The 19,364-nt window shown below is 62.4% G+C and carries 19 protein-coding genes; 8 read left to right on the top strand and 11 right to left on the bottom strand.

Translation table 11 applies throughout. The annotated features are described in order from the left end of the window. Window positions 1-61 precede the first annotated feature (61 nt). The gene (locus B348_RS0109925) at window positions 62-2,503 is read right to left on the bottom strand and encodes a penicillin acylase family protein (RefSeq protein WP_017735968.1); all 2,442 of its coding nucleotides are present in this window, start codon (window positions 2,501-2,503) and stop codon (window positions 62-64) included. 260 nt (window positions 2,504-2,763) lie between these two features. Next, window positions 2,764-3,408: a glutathione S-transferase N-terminal domain-containing protein gene (locus B348_RS0109920; RefSeq protein ID WP_017735967.1), complete on the bottom strand. Its 645-nt coding sequence runs from the start codon at window positions 3,406-3,408 to the stop codon at window positions 2,764-2,766. An 84-nt stretch (window positions 3,409-3,492) separates the two neighbouring features. Here B348_RS0109920 and B348_RS0109915 point away from each other — a divergent pair, with 84 nt between their 5' ends. Next, on the top strand, window positions 3,493-4,044 hold the full coding sequence (locus tag B348_RS0109915) for a cysteine hydrolase family protein (RefSeq protein WP_017735966.1): 552 nt from the start codon (window positions 3,493-3,495) through the stop codon (window positions 4,042-4,044). On the opposite strand, the gene B348_RS0109910 is transcribed toward B348_RS0109915, so the two are convergent. The 4 genes from B348_RS0109910 to B348_RS0109895 all read right to left on the bottom strand — a co-directional run bounded on the left by B348_RS0109910 (window position 4,041) and on the right by B348_RS0109895 (window position 9,551). After that, entirely contained in the window at window positions 4,041-4,829 is a 789-nt protein-coding gene (locus B348_RS0109910; RefSeq protein ID WP_017735965.1) for an ABC transporter ATP-binding protein, read from the bottom strand. The genes B348_RS0109915 and B348_RS0109910 overlap by 4 nt on opposite strands. Further along, window positions 4,826-5,884, bottom strand: a complete 1,059-nt coding sequence (locus tag B348_RS0109905; RefSeq protein WP_017735964.1) for an iron ABC transporter permease — start codon at window positions 5,882-5,884, stop codon at window positions 4,826-4,828. Before B348_RS0109905 ends, B348_RS0109910 begins: the two co-directional genes overlap by 4 nt. Before the next feature lie 132 nt (window positions 5,885-6,016). Next, window positions 6,017-7,144: an ABC transporter substrate-binding protein gene (locus tag B348_RS0109900; protein ID WP_017735963.1), complete on the bottom strand. Its 1,128-nt coding sequence runs from the start codon at window positions 7,142-7,144 to the stop codon at window positions 6,017-6,019. A gap of 25 nt (window positions 7,145-7,169) precedes the next feature. Continuing rightward, on the bottom strand, window positions 7,170-9,551 hold the full coding sequence (locus tag B348_RS0109895) for a TonB-dependent siderophore receptor (RefSeq protein WP_017735962.1): 2,382 nt from the start codon (window positions 9,549-9,551) through the stop codon (window positions 7,170-7,172). A 198-nt stretch (window positions 9,552-9,749) separates the two neighbouring features. Here B348_RS0109895 and B348_RS0109890 point away from each other — a divergent pair, with 198 nt between their 5' ends. Both B348_RS0109890 and B348_RS0109885 read left to right on the top strand, forming a co-directional pair. Next, window positions 9,750-10,460, top strand: a complete 711-nt coding sequence (locus B348_RS0109890) for a response regulator (RefSeq protein ID WP_017735961.1) — start codon at window positions 9,750-9,752, stop codon at window positions 10,458-10,460. Next, window positions 10,457-11,842, top strand: coding sequence for an ATP-binding protein (locus tag B348_RS0109885; protein ID WP_017735960.1), 1,386 nt, complete (start codon window positions 10,457-10,459; stop codon window positions 11,840-11,842). The genes B348_RS0109890 and B348_RS0109885 overlap by 4 nt, the downstream gene beginning before the upstream one ends. 142 nt (window positions 11,843-11,984) lie before the next feature. On the opposite strand, the gene B348_RS1000000130810 is transcribed toward B348_RS0109885, so the two are convergent. From B348_RS1000000130810 to B348_RS0109870, 3 genes are read right to left on the bottom strand one after another with little or no spacing between them, the layout of a single operon-like run. Beyond that, window positions 11,985-12,185, bottom strand: coding sequence for an SEC-C metal-binding domain-containing protein (locus B348_RS1000000130810; protein ID WP_026136698.1), 201 nt, complete (start codon window positions 12,183-12,185; stop codon window positions 11,985-11,987). Then, window positions 12,182-12,664 (bottom strand): LEA type 2 family protein, encoded by a 483-nt coding sequence (locus B348_RS0109875; RefSeq protein ID WP_017735959.1) that lies wholly within the window; start codon window positions 12,662-12,664, stop codon window positions 12,182-12,184. Before B348_RS0109875 ends, B348_RS1000000130810 begins: the two co-directional genes overlap by 4 nt. 19 nt (window positions 12,665-12,683) lie before the next feature. Then, window positions 12,684-13,154: a YchJ family protein gene (locus tag B348_RS0109870; protein ID WP_017735958.1), complete on the bottom strand. Its 471-nt coding sequence runs from the start codon at window positions 13,152-13,154 to the stop codon at window positions 12,684-12,686. 294 nt (window positions 13,155-13,448) lie between these two features. On the opposite strand from B348_RS0109870, the gene B348_RS0109865 reads away from it, so the two are divergent. After that, complete coding sequence (locus tag B348_RS0109865) at window positions 13,449-13,745, top strand: type II toxin-antitoxin system MqsR family toxin (RefSeq protein ID WP_017735957.1); 297 nt, start codon at window positions 13,449-13,451, stop codon at window positions 13,743-13,745. Window positions 13,746-13,747: 2 nt separating this feature from the next. Beyond that, a complete protein-coding gene (locus B348_RS0109860) occupies window positions 13,748-14,149 on the top strand; it encodes a type II toxin-antitoxin system MqsA family antitoxin (RefSeq protein ID WP_017735956.1) in 402 nt (133 codons plus the stop codon). A 12-nt stretch (window positions 14,150-14,161) separates the two neighbouring features. On the opposite strand, the gene B348_RS0109855 is transcribed toward B348_RS0109860, so the two are convergent. After that, window positions 14,162-14,659, bottom strand: coding sequence for a DUF6231 family protein (locus B348_RS0109855; protein WP_017735955.1), 498 nt, complete (start codon window positions 14,657-14,659; stop codon window positions 14,162-14,164). 190 nt (window positions 14,660-14,849) lie between these two features. On the opposite strand from B348_RS0109855, the gene B348_RS0109850 reads away from it, so the two are divergent. Continuing rightward, the gene (locus B348_RS0109850) at window positions 14,850-15,542 is read left to right on the top strand and encodes an OmpA family protein (protein WP_026136697.1); all 693 of its coding nucleotides are present in this window, start codon (window positions 14,850-14,852) and stop codon (window positions 15,540-15,542) included. Between the two features lie 171 nt (window positions 15,543-15,713). After that, entirely contained in the window at window positions 15,714-16,472 is a 759-nt protein-coding gene (locus tag B348_RS0109845) for a hypothetical protein (protein WP_017735953.1), read from the top strand. A 119-nt stretch (window positions 16,473-16,591) separates the two neighbouring features. Here B348_RS0109845 and B348_RS0109840 read toward each other — a convergent pair whose 3' ends face one another. Further along, entirely contained in the window at window positions 16,592-17,056 is a 465-nt protein-coding gene (locus tag B348_RS0109840) for a CopD family protein (RefSeq protein ID WP_017735952.1), read from the bottom strand. Between the two features lie 99 nt (window positions 17,057-17,155). On the opposite strand from B348_RS0109840, the gene dinG reads away from it, so the two are divergent. Continuing rightward, window positions 17,156-19,300: an ATP-dependent DNA helicase DinG gene (gene dinG, locus B348_RS0109835; protein ID WP_017735951.1), complete on the top strand. Its 2,145-nt coding sequence runs from the start codon at window positions 17,156-17,158 to the stop codon at window positions 19,298-19,300. Window positions 19,301-19,364 lie beyond the last annotated feature (64 nt).

Genomic DNA, 19,364 nt, shown 5'->3' with positions numbered 1-19,364 from the left:
CAGACCAAGGTGATGCCATCGCAGGCAAGCCAGCTCCCACAGGTAGAGCCGGTTTCTTCAGCTACTTACCGGGTGTGAGGGTCAACCTGGCTTTCCCATACACCTTCTCGAAGTTCTGCGGCTGCATCGGGAAGCTCAGGTATTGCGCCTTGAGCGACGGGTCGATGCCGTTGGCGTAGTTCGGGCTGGCCGGGTTGCCGGATTGGCCGATGCCACCCTGGCCGGTCATCGGCTCCACCTGGCCGAAGTCGACGATCATGCGCAACGCTGGCACCTGCGTGGTGTTGAAGTCCTGCCCCCAGCTGTACGGCGCCGGGTTCAAGGTGTTGTGGTCGCCACCGGACGCCAGCGGCCCGCGAATCACCTGGCCCTGGCTGTTTTTCCAGGTGGTGCTGTGCAACTTGCCCCACTGCCAGGCCTTGTGATCGGCGCCCAGTTGGCTGTCGCCAGCGCTGATCGCGGCGGCGAGGGTACGCGCCAGGATCGCCGGTTTGTCTTCTTTCTGCGGGGTGCGCGTGTCATCCCAGAACGGGCTGTCTTCGCGGCCCAGCAGGTGGTCGGCGGTGGCGGCGTAGGACAGGCTGGCTGTGCTGACAAACGCCTTCCAGCTGGCGCTGGTTTCCGGGCCGAGCTTGTCGAGGAAGATCTGCTTGGCGCTTTCCTGCAGGAACAGCTCGTAGATCGCCGCATCGGCGGAGGTGGAGACGAGGCGACCGTCGAACGCCATCAGGCGACCCAACGCTTCACGCGCCTTGGCCTGTTCGGCCGCTGGCAAGGCATCGATCGCCTGTTTCAGCGGCTGGGCCATGCCCGGCGCCTGGAACAGGGTCTTGAGCTTGGCGGCGAAGGTGGTGGTCTGGTCGTACTGCATGGCGATCATGCTGCGGGTGTCATGCTTGCCCGCGTTGGCCAGTTGCGCCAGGCGCTCGCTGCGTTCCGGCGCGTCCCAGGAGTTGGACAGTTGCATGCCATAACCGCGCGGCGCGGTGCGCTGGTTGGCGGTGCCGATCCAGCCTTGGGCCGGGTCCTGGTCATAGGGGTGCAGCATCGCGTCGGCGTAACCGTCCCAGTCAAAGCGCGTGTCCCAGCCCGGCGAGGGCAGCAGGCCTTCACCTTCGCGACGGTTGGGGAAGCGCCCGGTGACTTGCCAGCCAATGTTGCTGGCGTCGGCGAACACCATGTTCAACGCAATGGCGCGGATTTCGCGGGTCGCGTCCGAAGCCTTGCCGGCGTTTTGCGCGCGGGACAGGTCGAAGAAGGCGTCGAGGCTCTTGTCGTCCTTGAAGTCGGCGGTTTGCAGGGCCAGGCCAAAACCGCTGGTGAGGGCCTGGCTGCTATTGAGCAGGGCGCCGTGGCGGGTTTCGTACACCACTTCGCGAATCGAGCGTTGGCCTTTGACGAAGAAGGTTTCGTTGCGCACACCCGCCGGTAGCCATTTGCCGTTGTTCTCGTAGTACAACGCGCTGCCTTGGCGTTTGACCTTCTCCAGGAACAGGTCCTGGGTATCGCCCTTGACCGTGCTCATGCTCCACGCGACTTTGCCGTTGAAACCCGACAACAGGGTCGGCAAACCGGCAATCGAGGCGCCGACGGCTTGATATTTCGGCGCACGGATCTGCACGTAGCTCCACGGCGACGGCGCTTGCGGCTGGGCGGCCAGGTCGTTGGCCAGCAGGCTTTTGCCGCTGCGGCTGCGTTGCGGGCCAATGGCCCAGTTGCTCGATGTGGTCACGGCCAGTGAATTGAGGCGACTCAGTTGCTGGCTGACGCTGTCCAGCCCGGCGAGGCCGGTGATCTGGCTCAGGTTCACGCCTTTGAGTTTTTCCGCTTCGGCCAGCGGGATCGCTTCGTCCGGCGCGCTCGGGGTGAGCCAGGCAAGTTTGTCGACGCCGACCTTTTGCGCCAGCACCAGGGAAGCGATTTCTTCTTGCAGGTTGGCCGACTCGCTGAAATTCAGCAGGCAGAACAACAGCGCCGAATCCTCAGGCTTCCAGTACTCCGGTTTGTAACCAGTCTGGGCCAGGTCCGGCGGCAGCTTGTCGCGGTAGCGGAACAGGTAGGCGTTGACGCCCCGCGCGTACACCTCGAAGAAACGCTTGAGGCGCGGCGACGAGGCGTTATACAGCTCGCCGGCGCTTTTCTTCAGGTTGACCGCGCGCATGAACCGGTCGGCATCCAGTACATCAGGGCCGGACATTTCCGCCAGACGGCCCTGGGCCAGCAGGCGCAGGGTGACCATCTGGGTGATGCGGTCACTGGCGTGGACATAGCCGAGGCTGAACAGCGCATCGTGGAAGGTGTTGCTTTCGATCAACGGCATGCCTTGGGCATTGCGGCGCACCGACACATTCTGTGCCAGGCCTTTGATCGGCTGCACACCGGCGACCGGCGGCAGGGTGTCCTGGGTGCTCTGGAGCTGGCAACCGGCCAGGCTCAACGCACTGGCCACTGCCGCGGCAACGCCGAACCGGGGAAGAAAATGTGAGAGGGCTGGCGAGGCCATGGCAAAGCTCCTGCGGGGGGTAGCGTCAGTAAAGGCGCTACGTTAGTGAGCGCGGTGAAACGACGCAAGCGGGAGTTTGGGGAAAACATTAGATCTTGAGTCAGGTGAGGACTCAGGTGGGAGAAATTAAGTGTGGGAGCGGGCTTGCCCGCGATTACGGTGTGTCAGTGACTGATAGGTTGACTGAACCACTGCTATCGCGGGCAAGCCCGCTCCCACCTTTTTGGATCTCCCACAGTTGGATCTCGAGTGCCTTCAGGTCAGGCCTTGGGCGGATTCACCTTCTGCACCAGTTCATACGCCCGCACCGTCGCCGGCCGCTCTTTGATGCTGTTGAACCAACGCTGCACATGTGGGAAATCTTCCAACCGCTGACTCTGCCACTTGTGGGAAACAATCCACGGGTAGATGGCCATATCGGCAATGCTGTAGTCCTCGCCGGCCACAAACGCGCGATCCGCCAGGCGCCGGTCCAGCACGCCATACAGCCGCGCGGTTTCGTCTACATAGCGCTTGATCGCATAGGGGATTTTCTCGGGCGCGAACTGGCTGAAGTGATGATTCTGCCCGGCCATCGGCCCCAATCCGCCCATTTGCCAGAACAGCCATTGCAGGGTTTCCTGGCGGCCGCGCAGGTCCTGGGCAATGAACTGGCCGGTTTTTTCCGCGAGGTACAGCAGGATTGCGCCGGATTCAAACAGCGAAATCGGTGCGCCACCGTCGCCAGGGTTGTGATCGACGATGGCTGGAATGCGGTTGTTGGGCGCGATCTTCAGGAAATCGGGCTTGAACTGATCGCCCTGGCCAATATTGATCGGATGCACCGCGTAAGGCAGGCCGGCTTCTTCCAGGAACAGTGATACTTTGTGACCGTTGGGGGTCGTCCAGTAGTACAAATCGATCATGAAGCTCTCCAAAGGCGCGAATGCCTGTAGGTAGAGGTGATGTTCGGAGTGCGAAAATTCAATGAAACATTTAGGTCTATCGATATGGAATTTCGGCAGGACGCGGCACTGATCGTGATCGATCAGCAGAAAGGCATTCATCACCCCAAGCTCGGGCGGCGCAATAACCTACAGGCCGAGGAGCGTATTCAGGCGCTGCTAACGCATTGGCGCCACACGGGCCGACCGGTGATCCACGTGCAGCATTTGTCCCATTCGCCGGATTCGGTGTTCTGGCCAGGGCAGTCCGGTGTCGAGTTCCAGGACGCCTGCGTGCCGGCGCCCGGTGAGCAACTGATTCAAAAGCGCGTGCCGGACGCGTTCAGCGGCACGCCGCTGGAAGCGCAGTTGCGCGCGGCCGGCATTGCGCAGCTGGTGCTGGTGGGCGTCGCCACTCACAACTCGGTGGAAGCCACCGCCCGCACCGGCGGCAACCTCGGGTTTGATACCTGGGTAATCGAAGACGCGTGCTACACCTTCGACAAGCCGGACTTCTTCGGTGAATTGCATCCCGCCGAATTGGTGCACGCCATGTCGCTGGGCAACCTGCACGGCGAGTACGCCACGGTGATCCACTCCCGCGACGTGCTGCGTTAAGCCACCGCGCCATCCACCAACACCTGCAACGACTGCTGCGAACACCGCTCGATGCGCACCCGCACGCCATACACCTCGGCGAACAGCGCCGGGTCGAGCACTTCATCCGCCGCGCCACAGGCGTACAAACGGCCCTGGCGCAGTACGGCGATATGGTCGGCGAAGCGTGCCGCGAGGTTGATGTCGTGCAGCACCACCACGGCGATCAGCTGGTGTTCGCGCACCAGGCCGCGCACGCAGTCCATGACTTTCAACTGGTAATTGAGGTCGAGGGCGCTGGTGGGTTCGTCCAGCAGCATCACCTGGGGGCGCCGGGCAATGAGTTGGGCGAGGCTGACCAGTTGGCGTTGGCCGCCCGACAACGTGCTTAACAGTTGATCGGCCAGGTGCGCGATGCCGATGCGGTGCAGCGCCGCGAAGGCTTCACGCAGGCAGGCCTCGCTGGACAATGGAATGCCGTCCACATTGGCCACGCGCAAGGCGGCGATCACACTTTCCATCACGCTGAGGCTCAGCCCCGGTGGCAGGTTCTGCGGCATATAGGTGACGCGCCGGGCACGTTCGGCCACGGACATGGCGGACAGGTCCAGGTCACCCAGTCGCACAACGCCTTGCATCTTTTCCAGCCCGGCCACGGCACGCAATAACGTGGACTTTCCCGCGCCATTGGGGCCGATCAGCGCGGTCAGGCTGCCGTGGGGCAGGGTGGGCAGGCTCAGGTCGTGCACAATCTGCCGACGGCCGTAGCTGACATTCGCGTGCTCGATGCGCAACCCTTCACTCATAACTGCCTCCCACGCTTGAACACCAACAGCACGAAGATCGGCACGCCCACCAACGCGGTGACGATGCCCACCGGCACGATCACGCCGGGCATGATCAGCTTGCTGGCAATCGACGACAGCGCCAGCAGCAACGCGCCGGTCAGGGCGCTGGCGGGCAGCAGGAAACGTTGGTCTTCGCCCACCAGAATCCGTGCGATATGCGGACCTACCAGACCGATAAATCCGATGGTGCCGACAAAGGCCACGGCGGTGGCCGACAACAGGCTGATGCGCAGCAACGAGAAAAACCGCAGGCGCTTCACGTCCACGCCGAAGCTCTGTGCGCGGTCTTCACCCATGCGTAGCAAGGTCAGGCGCGGCGCGGCGGCAAAGGAAAACGGCAACACCACCGCGACCACCAGGGCCAGGATGCCGAGCTTGTCCCAGTTGGCGCGGGTCACGCTGCCCAGGGTCCAGAACACCAGTTGTTGCAGCACATCTTCGGTGGCGACCAGTTGCAGCAAGGCCACCACCGCGTTGCAACTGAACACCAGCGCAATGCCAAACAACACCAGGCTTTCCACCCCCGCGCCGCGCAGGCGCGACATGGCTTGCAGCAAAAACACTGAGGCGGCGGCGAAGATAAATGCGGAGAGGGAAATCGCGGTGTTGGCCGACACCCACAGCGTGGTCACCGGAAACACAATCACCAGGGAAGCGCCCAACGCCGCCGCCGACGACACGCCCAAGGTAAACGGGCTGGCCAGCGGGTTGTTCAGAATCGTCTGCATCTCGGCCCCGGCCAGCGACAATGCGCAACCCACCAGTACCGCCATCAGGGCGTAGGGCAGGCGTACGTTCCAGATGATCACCCGGTCGGTGGCGCTGAGATGGGCGGGGTGCAGGATCCCGTCGAGCAAGGCCAGCAGGCCCATGCCGGACGGGCCGCTGGCCAGGTCCACCAGGATGGCGCCGACCAGCGCGGTGCCCAGCGCGGCCAGCAGCCACGCGCGCCGTGCGAGCAGGCGGCGGTAGCCGTGGGTGGCGCTGGCCAGGTCGAGGGTTTGAGTGGTCATGGGGGCTCACACAATTTCAAAAAACAATGAAGATCAAATGTGGGAGCTGGCTTGCCTGCGATAGCAGAGTGTCAGCCACTTAATGAGGTGACTGATACACCGCTATCGCAGGCAAGCCAGCTCCCACAGTTTTTACTGCGTTTTGGCAGTGGCTTTGGTGTCGATCCAGTAGGCGCCCTGCAACGGCATGCCGAGGAACTGTTGGTTGATCTGCTCCATCGTCACCTGCGGATCCAGCTTGGCGAACAACTCCGGATGCACCCACTTGGCCAACGCCTCAATCGCCAGCAGGTTGTACGGCGAGTTGTAGAAGTCATGCCACAGGCCGTGGGAATTGCCCGCGCGGATCGCACGAAGGTTGGCGAACTCTGGCCGCGCCAGCACGCGATCAAACGCCTCGCGCGCTTCGTCGGTGCTCACGCCTGCGCCGAGGATCAGCCCCGGTTTGTGATTACCGGTGGCGACGTAAACATCCGGGTCGGCCTTCAATGCGTACTCGACGCTGATGTCGCCCAACGCCCCCGGCACCACATCGGCAGCGATATTGCGCCCGCCCACCAACTTGATCACTTCACCCATGCCGCTCTTGCCGGTGGTGTGTCCCGGCGCTTGCCAGGCGCCGGCCAGCAGTTCGAGGAACACGCTGGGACGTGGCCCGGCGGGCAGGGTGGCGACGGCGTCGGTGATGACTTTGATGTGCGCGTCGTAGAAGTCGAGGAACGCCTTGGCCTGGGCTTCACGCCCCAACGCCTGGCCCAGCGCGGTCATGCTGGTGTGGGTGCCTTGCACCGGGTTGACGCGAAAATCGACAAACACCACCGGGATGCCGGCCTTGGCCAGCACGTCAGCCACCGCGCTGTGTTCGGTCGGGCCGTGGCCGGAAATGCTGAACACCGCCAGGTCCGGTTTGAGCGAGAGGATTTCTTCAGCGCTGACGCTTTGTTCCGACGCCTGGCCGATCAGCGGGATGTCTTTCACCGTCGGAAATTTCGCCACGTAGGCGTTGTAAGTGTGCTGGTCCAGCAGCTTCAAATCGTTCTGCCAGCCGACGATGCGCTGGAACGGCGCATCCTTGTCCAGCAGTGCAAATGCAGAAATCAATCGGCCTTCACCCAGCACCACGCGTTTGACGTGATCGCTGACCTCGACCGTGCGCCCCAGCACATCGGTGACTTGCTGGGCGGCGGCGGTTTCGGCGTGGCCGAGGACCAGCGCGGCGCACAGTACGCCGAGCTTGAGCAGTTGACGGGGTTTGCGCATGGCAAGGGCTCCTGAAAAGGGGGATTTAGAACTCATAATCAACACTGGCGGTGAGGGTGCGCCCGGCGCCCGGGATGCCGTAGAGCTGGAAGCCGTCGAGGGACGCGCCGACCTGGCTGTAATAAAACGTGTTGAACAGGTTGTTGAGGTTGAGGTTGACCGTGGTGTCCTTGTTCACCTTGTATTGCGCCGCCACGTTGCTCAGCCAGTAGCCGGGGGCTTTTTCGTGGTCGCGCGTATAGATCGCGTACACCCCGGAGGCGCCGCTGGCATAGCTGCTGTTGTTGTTCAAACCGCCGACGTATTTGTTGTCGGTGTAGCGGCGCCGGCCCACGTATTGCTCGCCGTAGCTCAGGCTCAGCGCGTCGGTGACGGCGTAGGTGGTCCACAGGTTGGCGGTCAGGTCGGGCACGTTCTTGGCTTCGGCGCCTTTGTTGGCGCCTTTGGTCTGCACGCTTTTGAGCGCCGAGAAACCGCTGTAGGCGGTCCAGCGCGGGGTGATATTGCCTTGCAGGCCGAGCTCGATGCCGTCGACACGTTTGGCGGGCAGGGCGCGCACCGGGGCGGATTCGCCGTCCTGGTATTCCCAGGCGTTTTCCAGCTCGGTGCGGAAGATCGCCGCCGTGACGTTGAGCCTGTCGTGGGCAATGTCCCACTTGGTGCCCAGCTCGTAGGTCTTGGATTTGGCCGGGCTGTAGTTGCTGGTGCTGGCCGCGCCGTAGATCTGGTTGTTGGTGGACGCGCCGAGTGCCGACGGTTGTGCCGCTTCGCTGTAGGAAAGGTAGATGCTGCCGTTGGGCAACGGCTTGAACACGGCGCCGACACGGCCGCTGACCGCACCGTCGCTGCTACTCGTGGTGGCTTGGCCGCGCTGACGGGTTTCGGCGCGCCAGTTGTCGTAGCGCAGCGAGCCCAGCACTTGCCATTGCTCGTTGAGGGTGACGGTGTCGCCCAGGTAGATACCGGCGTTGTCGATCACCGAGCGTGGCTCGCCGACGCCTTTGGTTACGTAGGTGCTGGCGAAGCTATGGCTGGGGTCGGCCATATCGAAAAGCATGTTGCCATCGGGCACTTCGGCGTTGCGTTTCAGGCCGCCGTAGGTCTCGTGGTAGAACTCCAGGCCCGAGACCACCGCGTGTTGCAGGCTGCCGGTGTTGAACGTGAAGCTGAAGTCGGTCTGGTTGTCGAGGATGGTGTAGCGCTTGGACAAACCGAAGTCGCTGCCGCGCAGGATGCCGTAGGACGTGTTGCTGTTGTTCACGTAGTCGGTGTAGGCATTCACCGTGCTGCCCGGCACTTGGCTGATCGGGCCTACACCGGTGTAGCCCAAGGTCGCACAGCGCGCGCCGGTGCAGGTTTTTCCGCCGGAGGCGCTGGCGGCGAAGAAGCGCGCCGGGGACAGCACCGCGAAGTTGTCGCTGCGCTCCCAGCGCGTCTGGTTGCGCAGGTTGGCGTCGTTCCAGGCGAAGTCGTGTTCGAAGCGGGCGGTCAGCGAGGTGGTCTTGTTCTCTTGGGTGTAGAGGCTGGAATCGCCGTACCAGTTGGAGCGTTTCACCCCGGGCATGCGGTCGCCGTTCGTGCCGCGCTGGATGGGCACGCCGCCGTCTGGGGTATTGGTGTCTTTCTGGTAGAAGGTGTCGATGAAAAAGCGCGTGTCGGTGCCCAGGCCGAAGCCGAACGAGGTGGCGATGCCCCAGCGGTCGTAGTCCACGTCGTCGCGTTCGGACACCTGGTTGTAGTGCTTCATCAGGTTGACGCGTACGGCGGTGGTGTCGTTCAGCTGTTTGTTCAGGTCGGCAGTCAGACGACGGTAGGCATCGGTGCCGATCCCGGCGGACACGCGGTTGGCATCCCCCAGGTGCGCCTCCTTGCTCACCAGGTTGACGCTGCCGCCCACGGCGGACACGCCGGACTCGATGGAGCCGGTGCCCTTGAACACTTCGGCCTGTTGCAGGTTGAAGGTGTCGGTGCGCGTGGACATGCCGGCGTCGCGCACGCCATCCACGGTCAGGCTTTGTTCGGAGGAAAAGCCACGGATCGAAAACAGATCGCCCCAGCCCAGGTTGCCCTCGCCGGACATAAAGGTGATGCCCGGTACGTTGCGCAACACTTCCTGCAAGGTCTGTGCGTTCTGTTCCTTGAGCACCTGCTGCGGCACGATGGTCACGCTTTGCGGCGCGTCCAGCAGGGGCTGGCTGATTTTCGCCGAGGTCACCCGGTCGACCTTGAAGGTGGACGTGGCTTCGCCATCGACCTGGATTTCCGGCAGGCTCAGCACTGAATCCTGGGAGCTGGCGGCGGGCGCATCCGCCCAGGCCGTCGGGGCCACGCTGCCGGCGGCGAGAAAACCGAACATCGGTGCCAGGGTGGTGTGCAGCGGGTTGCGGAGCGGTGTGGGCAATGACATGGGCTACTTCCGAGTCTAAATTACAATTACTCTCATTTAGGTTCGGTAGTCTAAACAGCGATTTCCCCTGCACTGCCCCTGGTTTGTATCGCTGATGCTTGATTATCGTTTCCTACAACATTCCATTACATTTGCGTACGCCGTTGCCTGAACTTTCGGCTATTTGCTGCGTTTTATAGTTTTTCGGATCGACTGCCCATGGCCAAGCAAGACCACCTCCTGATCGTTGATGACGACCCGCAAATCCGCCAGTTGCTCTGCGACTACCTGAGCGACGCGGGCTTTCAGGTGTCCACCGCCGCCGACGGCAAGGAGATGCGCCGGCGCCTGGAATTGAACGTCATCGACCTGATCGTCCTCGACCTGATGCTGCCCGGCGAAGACGGCCTGAGCCTGTGTCGCGAATTGCGGGTGAACTCCAACACGCCGGTGGTGATGCTCACCGCCAAGGGGTCGTTGATCGACCGCATCGTCGGCCTGGAAATCGGCGCCGATGACTACCTGCCCAAGCCGTTCGACCCGCGTGAACTGCTGGTGCGGATCAAGGTGGTGTTGCGCCGGGTGCAGAGTTTTCCCGACCGGGCGCGGCTGGATGAAGCGCCGAGCATCCGTTTCGCCGGCTGGCAACTCGACACCCGGGCGCGCCAATTGCTTTCGCCGGACGGTGTGGTGGTCAGCCTGGGCAATTCGGATTACCGCGTGCTGCGCCTGCTCTTGCAGCACCCGAACCGCCCGCTGAGCCGCGATTTTCTGCTCAACCATGTGTTCGACAAGGACAGCACGCCGTTCGACCGTTCCATCGACGTGTGCGTCAGCCGCCTGCGCTCGCAACTGCCGGCCGGGCTGATCAAGACCGTGCGCAACGAGGGTTACATGCTCACCGCCGATGACGTGGTGCTGGCGTCGTGAGACTGCTGCCGCGTTCGCTGTTTGGGCGGTTGGTGCTGATTCTGGTCAGCGGCATGCTCGCGGCCCAGGCGCTGACCAGCAGCATCTGGTATGACCGGCGCCATGGCCAGGTGTTGGAGATCCCGGCGCGGTTGATCGCCACCCGGCTGGCCGATGTGGTGCGCCTGGTACACAGCGATCCGCAACAGGCTGACCTGCTGATCAAGCTGCTGGATGCGCCGAATTTTCGCCTGACACTGAGCGACCAGGCCAGCAACACGCCGAGCAGCCTTACCGACAGCGACCGGCCGACCGAGCGGCTGATCAAGAAAGTTCTCTCGGAAAAAACCGGCTATGCGCAAACCCTGATCCTGCTGCACCTGTCGTTGGTGGACGGCGCGGGGCAAAACGCCGGGCTGTGGACCTTGCTGGAGTCCAAGCCGGTGGTGGGGCAGTTCCTCATCGACCTGCGCCTGCCCGACGGGCGCTGGTTGCAGGTGGACGCCCGCGAGGAGCAGGGCTGGACCAGCACCTCGCCGCTGGACCTGCTGTTCGATTACGTGATGCGCATCTACCTGCTGCGCGTGCTGGTGCTGGTGGTGATCGCGCTGGTGGCCGTGCGGCTGGCCATCCGCCCGCTCAACGCCTTGGCCAAGGCGGCCGAAGCCCTCGGCCGCGACATCCAGCGCCCGCCACTGTCGGAGAGTGGCCCCACCGAAGTGCGCCGCGCGGCCCAGGCGTTTAATGCGATGCAGCAACGGCTGATCGCCAACATTGCCGAGCGCACGCGGTTTCTTGCGGCGATTTCCCACGACCTGCGTTCACCGATCACACGCTTGCGCCTGCGCACCGAGATGCTCGACGACAATCGCACCAAGGAACGTTTTCGCAGCGACCTGGAAGAAATGGAGCACATGGTGGCCAGCACCCTGGATTTTGTCAGCAGCGGCGAAATCAACGAGGCGCGGCAAAACATCGACATCAATGCATTGCTGCAAAGCTTGCAGGCGGATCTGGAAGACGTGGGGCACAGCGTGCGCATTGAAGGTCGGGCGAAGCAGCCGTTGCCGGGGTATGCGCGCAGCCTCAAGCGGTGCGTGCAGAACCTGCTGGAAAACGCGGTGCGTTATGGCCGTGACGTGGTGGTGCGGGTCGAAGACCAGGCCGAGCGCTTGACGATCGTCATGAGCGACCGCGGGCCGGGGATTCCCCTGGAGCAGCTGGAGCAGGTGATGGAGCCGTTTTATCGGGTGGAGGGGTCGCGTAATGCTGAAACGGGTGGGTATGGGTTGGGGTTGAGCATTGCTCACACCATTGCCAGGGCGCATGACGGGCGGTTGAGTTTGAGGAATCGGGAGGGTGGCGGGCTTGAGGTCGAGTTGTTATTTCAACGCAAAGCCTGAAGTGAAATGCAGTCCAATGTGGGAGCTGGCTTGCCTGCGATTCAGGCGACTCGGTCCTTCAGTAGTACCGAGGTGATCCTATCGCAGGCAAGCCAGCTCCCACAGAAGAAGCCCACTCATTCAGTCGGCTTTTCAGCGTGGCTTACGCCCCGTGGCACTTCTTGAACTTCTTCGCACTGCCGCACGGGCAAGGATCGTTGCGACCCACGTCCTTCAAGGCATTGCGCACCGGCTCCTGGTGAGCGTGGCCGCAGTTCGGGCCGTGGACATGGCCGTGGTCGTGATCATGGTGATCGTGATCGTGGTTGCAGTCAGGACCATGGACATGGGGTTGCTGAGTCATCGATGTCGCTCCGGAATAAAATCGCCGGGGATTATCTCGCCATTGTGGGCCACCTGCACGTCATAACCGATGAATAATCCGGTTTTCAGCTCGCCGTCGAGGCGATAGGGCACCGGCTTGTCCGGGTTTTTCAGCATTTGCACCACATCGCGGATCTGCGGCCAGAGGTTGGTACGCACCGACACACGGAAAAACTTATGGCTGCGCGGTGGCACGGTGAGCCACTCGTTGGACTCGCCCTCGGTCAGCACAAAGTCATCCAGCGTCACCTTGTAGACCAGGCCGCGCACGGTCAGGTCGGCGTCGTCGCGGTTGTCGACGCGAAAGTACAGCTTGAATTTCTGCTCCAGCAGCTTGGCCCGCACCACTTCGACTTTGACCAGGGACACGTGGGGCGGCGGCGAGTCGTCTTCGAACCACGACGCGCAGCCGGTCAAACCGAGGGTCAACGCCAGCATCAAGCTGTAGATCCGAAGCATGGCGTTTGTCCTGTGTGGGTTAGAGGTAGCTGGAACAACACTTCTTGAATTTTTGCCCACTGCCACACAGGCAGGCATCGTTGCGTCCGGCCTTCACCTCCACGGTGGGGTCGATGAAGTACCAGCGCCCGTCATTCTGTACGAAAGAAGACTGTTCGCGGTGGCTATGTTCGCCAGTGCTGTCATGCCAGCGTGCGGTAAAGGTCACAAAGGCGTGTTCCGGCTGGCCGCCGAACACCTCGGAGCTTTCCACGTCCAGGCCCAGCCAGGTGCTTTGGGCGCTCCAGGCGCCGATGGCGTCGCGGTCCAGGCCGGCCTGTTGCGCGGGCAAGGTGGTGGCAACCAGATAGTCCACCAGGCCCAGCACGTAGGCGCTGTAGCGCGAGCGCATCAACGCGCTGGCGCACGGTGCCGGGTGGCCGGCGTGATAATGACCGCAGCAGGCATCCAGCAGGTTGCCACTGCCGCAGGGGCAAATGGATGTACTCATTGGGTTACCACCAATACTTTTAGAATTCTGTCAGAGATAACGTTAGCCAAGCCTTGGCATTACCGCAGAAAAGCTCAATGACGGCCTATGACCGGATACTACAGAGGATCGTCAGGGAACTCGACGGCCACTAGCGCAGGGAAGCAACTGGCCAGTTCATGCCTTGAGACATTTCGTCGCTGGTTCGCCGAACCTCGCTGAGGTTCCATTGGGCCCGCTTGGTACCTCTCAAGCGACGCTGCGCAGGTAATTAACCTACTTGCCAAAATAAAACCAATTAGGTTAGTTTCGAACATGGAGAAATGGACGCCTCACTGCAAGCTGAATACCGTCAAGGCTTTGGTTGAAACTGGGAAGGTTCGCACGACTCACTCTGCACGTCTCGGCGCCGAGGAGCTCAACCTTGACCTTGCCGGGATGTTGGCCGTGATACTGGCCCTCGAGCCCATGGATTTTTACAAGAGCATGACTACTTATGCCGACCACACGATATGGCAAGACGTGTACCGGCCACGCACGAAGGCAGGGACGGTCTACCTGAAACTCACGGTTATCGAAGACGTACTGATCGTGTCCTTCAAGGAGCTATGAATATGAAATGCCCTGTTTGTGGTGCGGCGGGCTTGGTCCACGACACCCGCGACTTACCCTATTCGTACAAAGGCGAAACGACGGTGATTGAGAATGTCATGGGTGAGTTCTGCCCCTCTTGCTCCGAGTCGATTTTGGGTTTGGCTGAATCGGATCGCGTCATGAAAGAAATGAGGGCATTCTCCAAGCGAGTCAACGCAGACCTCGTAGATCCCGGTTTTATCGCCGCAGTGCGTAAGAAACTATCGTTGGACCAGCGGGAGGCGGCCGAGATATTCGGCGGAGGGGTCAACGCTTTTTCTCGCTATGAGAACGGCAAGACGAAACCGCCCTTGGCGCTCATAAAGCTTCTCAGGGTGCTCGACCGCCACCCTGAGTTGCTTGACGAAGTCCGAACAGCCTAGGTTCTTATCGGCTTACCACCAATACTTTCCAAAATTTTGCGGGTTGGCCCAGAACCGCGCGTTGAGCCAGTCGGGCACCTGTTTATAGTCAAGCAGATCGTAGGTAAACAGCGTCAGAACCTGCTCCTCGCGCTGGAACCGCTCGCCGGCCTGCAAGGCCAGGGAGAAGAAGTCGGTGTCCTTCCATTCGCATGCGCCCAGGTCCACCAGCACCGCAATGCGGCTGGCATTGAGGTTGCGGACGCCGCCGAGCAAGGTCAGGCCTTGCGCTTTTGACAGGTGTTCCAGGCAATCGACCACCAGCGCCAGGTCAAAACGCTGCGCAGCAAGCTCGGCCGGCAAGGGGCCGGGCGGGGCGATGGACACTTGGGTGTCCGGGTGTTCGGCCGCAAACGCCTCCAGCGCCGGGAACTGGCTGGCCCCCAACAGCAGCAGGCGTTTGGGCTGGTGCAGGTCGAGCAAGGCGGCCAGGGCTTGCTGGGGTGTACGGGCAGAAATACCGGCGGTCATCAGAGATCCTCACATCAGGACCGTAGAGACTAGCGCGGCTGAGCGTGCGGGCCTAGAGCGGGCGATTGCGAAAAGCCAGCCCTGCGTGGCGATCCTCAATGAATCCGGGGGTGTGGCCAACTGGCGCAGATGAAAAGAGCGGTCTTTACTCCACCCATCGGCCCCCGCCGATCCCCTCAGGAGAAATCAGATGAGCATCATGCGGACAGCTCTACCCTTGATTCTGCTAACCGGAGTACTGACAGGTTGCGCAGGTTTGCAAAAAACCGATTGGCCCACCTGCGCCGCCCTTGGCGGTGTGACCGGTGCGGCGATCGGCGCCACCGAAAGCTCGGCCTATGCAGGCGCCGGTGCGCTGCTGATCGGCGGCATGGCCGGCGCCTATTGCTGGGTGCACGGTGATGGCGATGAAGACGGCGATGGCGTGCCGGACAGCCGCGACAAGTGCCCAGGCACACCGAAAGGCGTGCCGGTCGATGCCAACGGTTGCCCACCGGTGCCGGTCGCAGTGGTCGAGGAAGTGGTGGTGGTCAAGGAAGAAACCATCGTGATTCGTGATGTGCACTTCCAGTTTGACTCGGCCAAATTGACGGCGGCGGATAAAACCAAGCTCGACACCATCGCCACCCGCCTGAAACAAGAAGCGCCAACCGCCCAGCTGCGGGTCAGCGGCCACACCGACAGCGTCGGCAAAGACGCCTACAACCAGAAACTCTCGGAAAAACGTGCGCACTCGGTCACCGAATACCTCATCGGTTCCGGTATCCCGCGCAGCAGTTTTGTCTCGGTCACGGGCGCTGGCGAAAGCCATCCGGTCGCCGACAACAAAACCGCTGAAGGCCGTGCCTTGAACCGCCGCGTGGAAATCCAGATCAACCGCTGACAGCCCTTGCCCCTGTGGGATCCACAGGGGCATTGCTGGCGATCTTTACCGAAACCATCCACTTCCCAATTTTTTTGAACCTTCACTGGCAAATCGCCGGTAGAAGTCGTTACTGTGCGTCCAAAGAAAAACTAGAAACAGCTTTGAAACACTCTCAAGGGGAGCTCCAAGATGCGTAAGGTTTTACTGTTGGCCCTGCTGGTCAGCCCCATTGCCCTGGCCCAGAGCGTCAGTGTTGAAACCAACTCGCTGATGCGCCTGCCCAGCAGCACCAGCGTGTTGCAACTGGAGCGCCTGGAGGTGGCGGACTACGGCACCCTGCTGATTCCGGCCAGCATCAGCCAGGTCACGGTGGATGAACTGCACCTGGGCCGTGAAGCACGCATCACCATCGTCCCCGGCAATACCGCGCTGCAACTGCAGGTGCGCCATGCGCAACTGGACCACGGCAGCCAGATCACCTCGCGGGGCGCCCCCGGCACCCATGAAAAACCGGCCAAGGCTGGGCGAGACCTGACCTTGCGCATCAATTCGCTGGTGGCCGACGAGCTGTCGGTGGACGCCCGTGGCGGCGCCGGCGCCAAAGGTTATGCCGGCCTGGACGGCGCCAATGGCGTAGACCCGGGTTGCACCTGGGGTTCGGCGGGGCGCGGCGCCAATGGCGATAATGGTGGCGACGGCTTGCCCGGCGGCGCGGGTGCGCTGGTGCGGGTCGAGTTGCCGAAGGACTACCCGGCGCAGCAGATCAAGGTCTGGGTGGAGGGTGGTGCGGGTGGCCTGGCGGGTACTGCGGGCAAACCGGGCAAGGGTGGCCAGTCCAAGGGGTGCCTGGTGTATCAGGCCGATGGCGGCGAGAAGGGCCGTCCGGGGCTGGAAGGGCAGCCGGGGCCGGTGGGGCCTGCGGGTTCAGTGACTATCCAGCGGCTGTGAGTCGTTTGGGCTGACGCTATCGCGGGCAAGCCCGCTCCCACCTTCGACCGATTTCCACCTTTGGAATGCGGTCAAACTGTGGGAGCGGGCTTGCCCGCGATAGCGGTTTAACCGTCGCCTCAGAACATCGGCCGAGCCGAGGCAATTGCCACCACCACCAACCCCACAACCAGATTAATCCCCACCAACCGCCGAATCTGCCCCAACACCGCCGCACCCGTCGGCCAATCCTGCGCCGCCACCGCCGCGCGCAGCTCCGGGAACTTCAACGCCTGGATACGGATAAACAACGCCGTCATCACCAGATACAACCCCATCATCACCTGCACATAACGCGGCGCGGTCTCAAACCCGCTGAAGCGCAGTTGCAGCAGGCCAACACCGCTGATCGGCAAAATCGCCACGGCGACCCACACCCACACGAAAAAACGTTGAAACACATTCGCCCACAACGTCAGCCGGGCAGGGCCGTCAAGTGCCGCCACAGCGGCGGGGCGCAGGATCATCCAGGCGAAAAACATGCCGCCGACCCAGATCAGGGCGGCCAATACATGCAGGGTGTAAGCGAGGCTAAAGGCGGTCATTGAAGTACTCCGTTCTGCGCGGGATTAATTAGCGGGGTATGATAGCGGCCGATCCGAACCACTGAAAATTTATCCAGCGTTTTTTGCGCCCGACTATCCATGATCAGCACTGAACTCAAAACCACGATCCAGGGCGCCTATTCGCGTTTTCTCGAAGCCAAGAGCTTGAAACCGCGCTACGGCCAACGCCTGATGATCGCCGAAGTGGCGAAGGTCCTCGGCGATATCGACACCGACGACGAAGGTCGGCGCAGTGGCGACCCTGCGGTCGTGGCCGTCGAAGCCGGCACCGGTACGGGTAAGACCGTGGCCTACAGCCTGGCGGCGATTCCCACCGCCAAGGCTGCCGGCAAACGCCTGGTGATCGCCACCGCGACCGTCGCCCTGCAAGAGCAGATCGTCTACAAAGACCTGCCCGACCTGATGCGCAACAGCGGCCTGAACTTCACCTTCGCCCTGGCCAAGGGCCGTGGCCGCTACCTGTGCCTGTCCAAGCTCGATGTGTTGTTGCAGGAAGGCCACGCGCAAACCGCCACAGCCTCGCTGTTCGAAGAAGAAGGCTTCAAGATCGAGGTGGATGAAGTCAGCCAGAAGCTGTTCACCAGCATGATCGAGAAGCTGGCCGGCAATAAATGGGACGGCGACCGCGACAGCTGGCCCAATGCCCTGGAAGACGCCGACTGGGCGCGCCTGACCACCGATCACAGCCAATGCACCAACCGTCACTGCCCCAACTTCGGCCAATGCGCCTTCTACAAGGCCCGCGAAGGCATGGGCAAGGTCGATGTGATTGTCACCAACCACGACATGGTGCTGGCCGACCTCGCCCTGGGCGGCGGCGCCGTGCTGCCGGACCCGCGTGACACCCTGTATGTGTTCGACGAAGGCCACCACCTGCCGGACAAGGCCATCGGCCACTTCGCCCACTACACGCGCCTGCGTTCCACCGCCGACTGGCTGGAAACCACCGCGAAGAACCTCACCAAGTTGCTGGCCCAGCACCCGCTGCCCGGCGACCTCGGCAAGTTGATCGAGCAAGTGCCGGAGCTGGCGCGGGAGATCAAGACCCAGCAGCAGTTCATGTTCAGCGCCTGCGAACAGGTCGCCGACTTCAAACCGGGCGAAGACGTGGAAGGCCGCGAGCGGCCGCGTCACCGTTTTGTCGGTGGGATGATCCCCGAGCACATGCGCGAAATGGGCATCGAGTTGAAGAAGGGCTTTTCCCGCCTGACCGACCTGTTTACCCGTCTCACCGACCTGCTCAAGGAAGGCATGGACGGCGAGGTCAACATTGGCATAGCCAGCAACCAGGCCGAAGAATGGTACCCGCTGTTCGGCAGCCTGCTGTCCCGCGCCCAGGGCAACTGGGAGTTGTGGACCGCCTTCACCGTCGAAGACCCGGAAGACACCCCGCCGATGGCGCGCTGGCTGACCCTGTCGGAAAGCGGTGCGTTGTTTGATATCGAGGTCAACGCCAGCCCCATCCTTGCCGCCGAAATGCTGCGGCGCAACCTGTGGAACGTGGCCTACGGCTGCCTGGTGACCTCCGCCACGCTGACCGCCCTGGGTACCTTCGACCGTTTCCGCATGCGCGCCGGCCTGCCGAAAAAGGCCGTCACCGCCGTGGTGCCAAGCCCGTTCCATCACGCCGACGCCGGCGTGCTGCGGGTGCCGGACCTCAAGGCCGACCCCCGGGACGCAGCCGCGCACACCGCCGCGATCATCCGTGACCTGCCGGAACTGGTCGAAGGCTCGCGTGGCACCCTGGTGCTGTTCTCGTCCCGCAAACAGATGCAGGACGTGTTCGACGGCCTCGACCGCGACTGGCGCAAGCAGGTGTTTATCCAGGGCAACCTGTCCAAGCAGGAAACCCTGAACAAGCACAAGGCGCGGGTGGATGGCGGTGATTCCAGCGTGCTGTTCGGCCTCGCGAGTTTTGCCGAAGGCGTGGACTTGCCCGGCGCCTACTGCGAACACGTGGTGATCGCGAAGATCCCGTTCTCGGTGCCGGACGATCCGGTCGAGGCGGCACTGGCCGAGTGGATCGAAGCGCGCGGCGGCAACCCGTTCATGGAAATCTCGGTGCCGGACGCTTCCTTGAAGCTGGTCCAGGCCTGCGGCCGCTTGCTGCGCACCGAAGAAGACCGGGGCACCATCACCTTGCTTGACCGCCGTCTGGTCACCCAGCGCTATGGCAAAGCTATTCTTAATGCTCTGCCACCGTTCCGGCGCGAAATTTCTTAAGCCACCGTGGGCGGTTTCGCCCACTTCGTGGTCTATCTCACTGTATTTCATCAGGCCATTCATC

Origin of the sequence: Pseudomonas sp. CBZ-4 (assembly GCF_000346755.1) — a bacterium.
Lineage (GTDB): Bacteria > Pseudomonadota > Gammaproteobacteria > Pseudomonadales > Pseudomonadaceae > Aquipseudomonas.
Note: the sequence above shows the minus strand (reverse complement) of the source record. Positions and strands in the feature narration are given on the sequence as shown.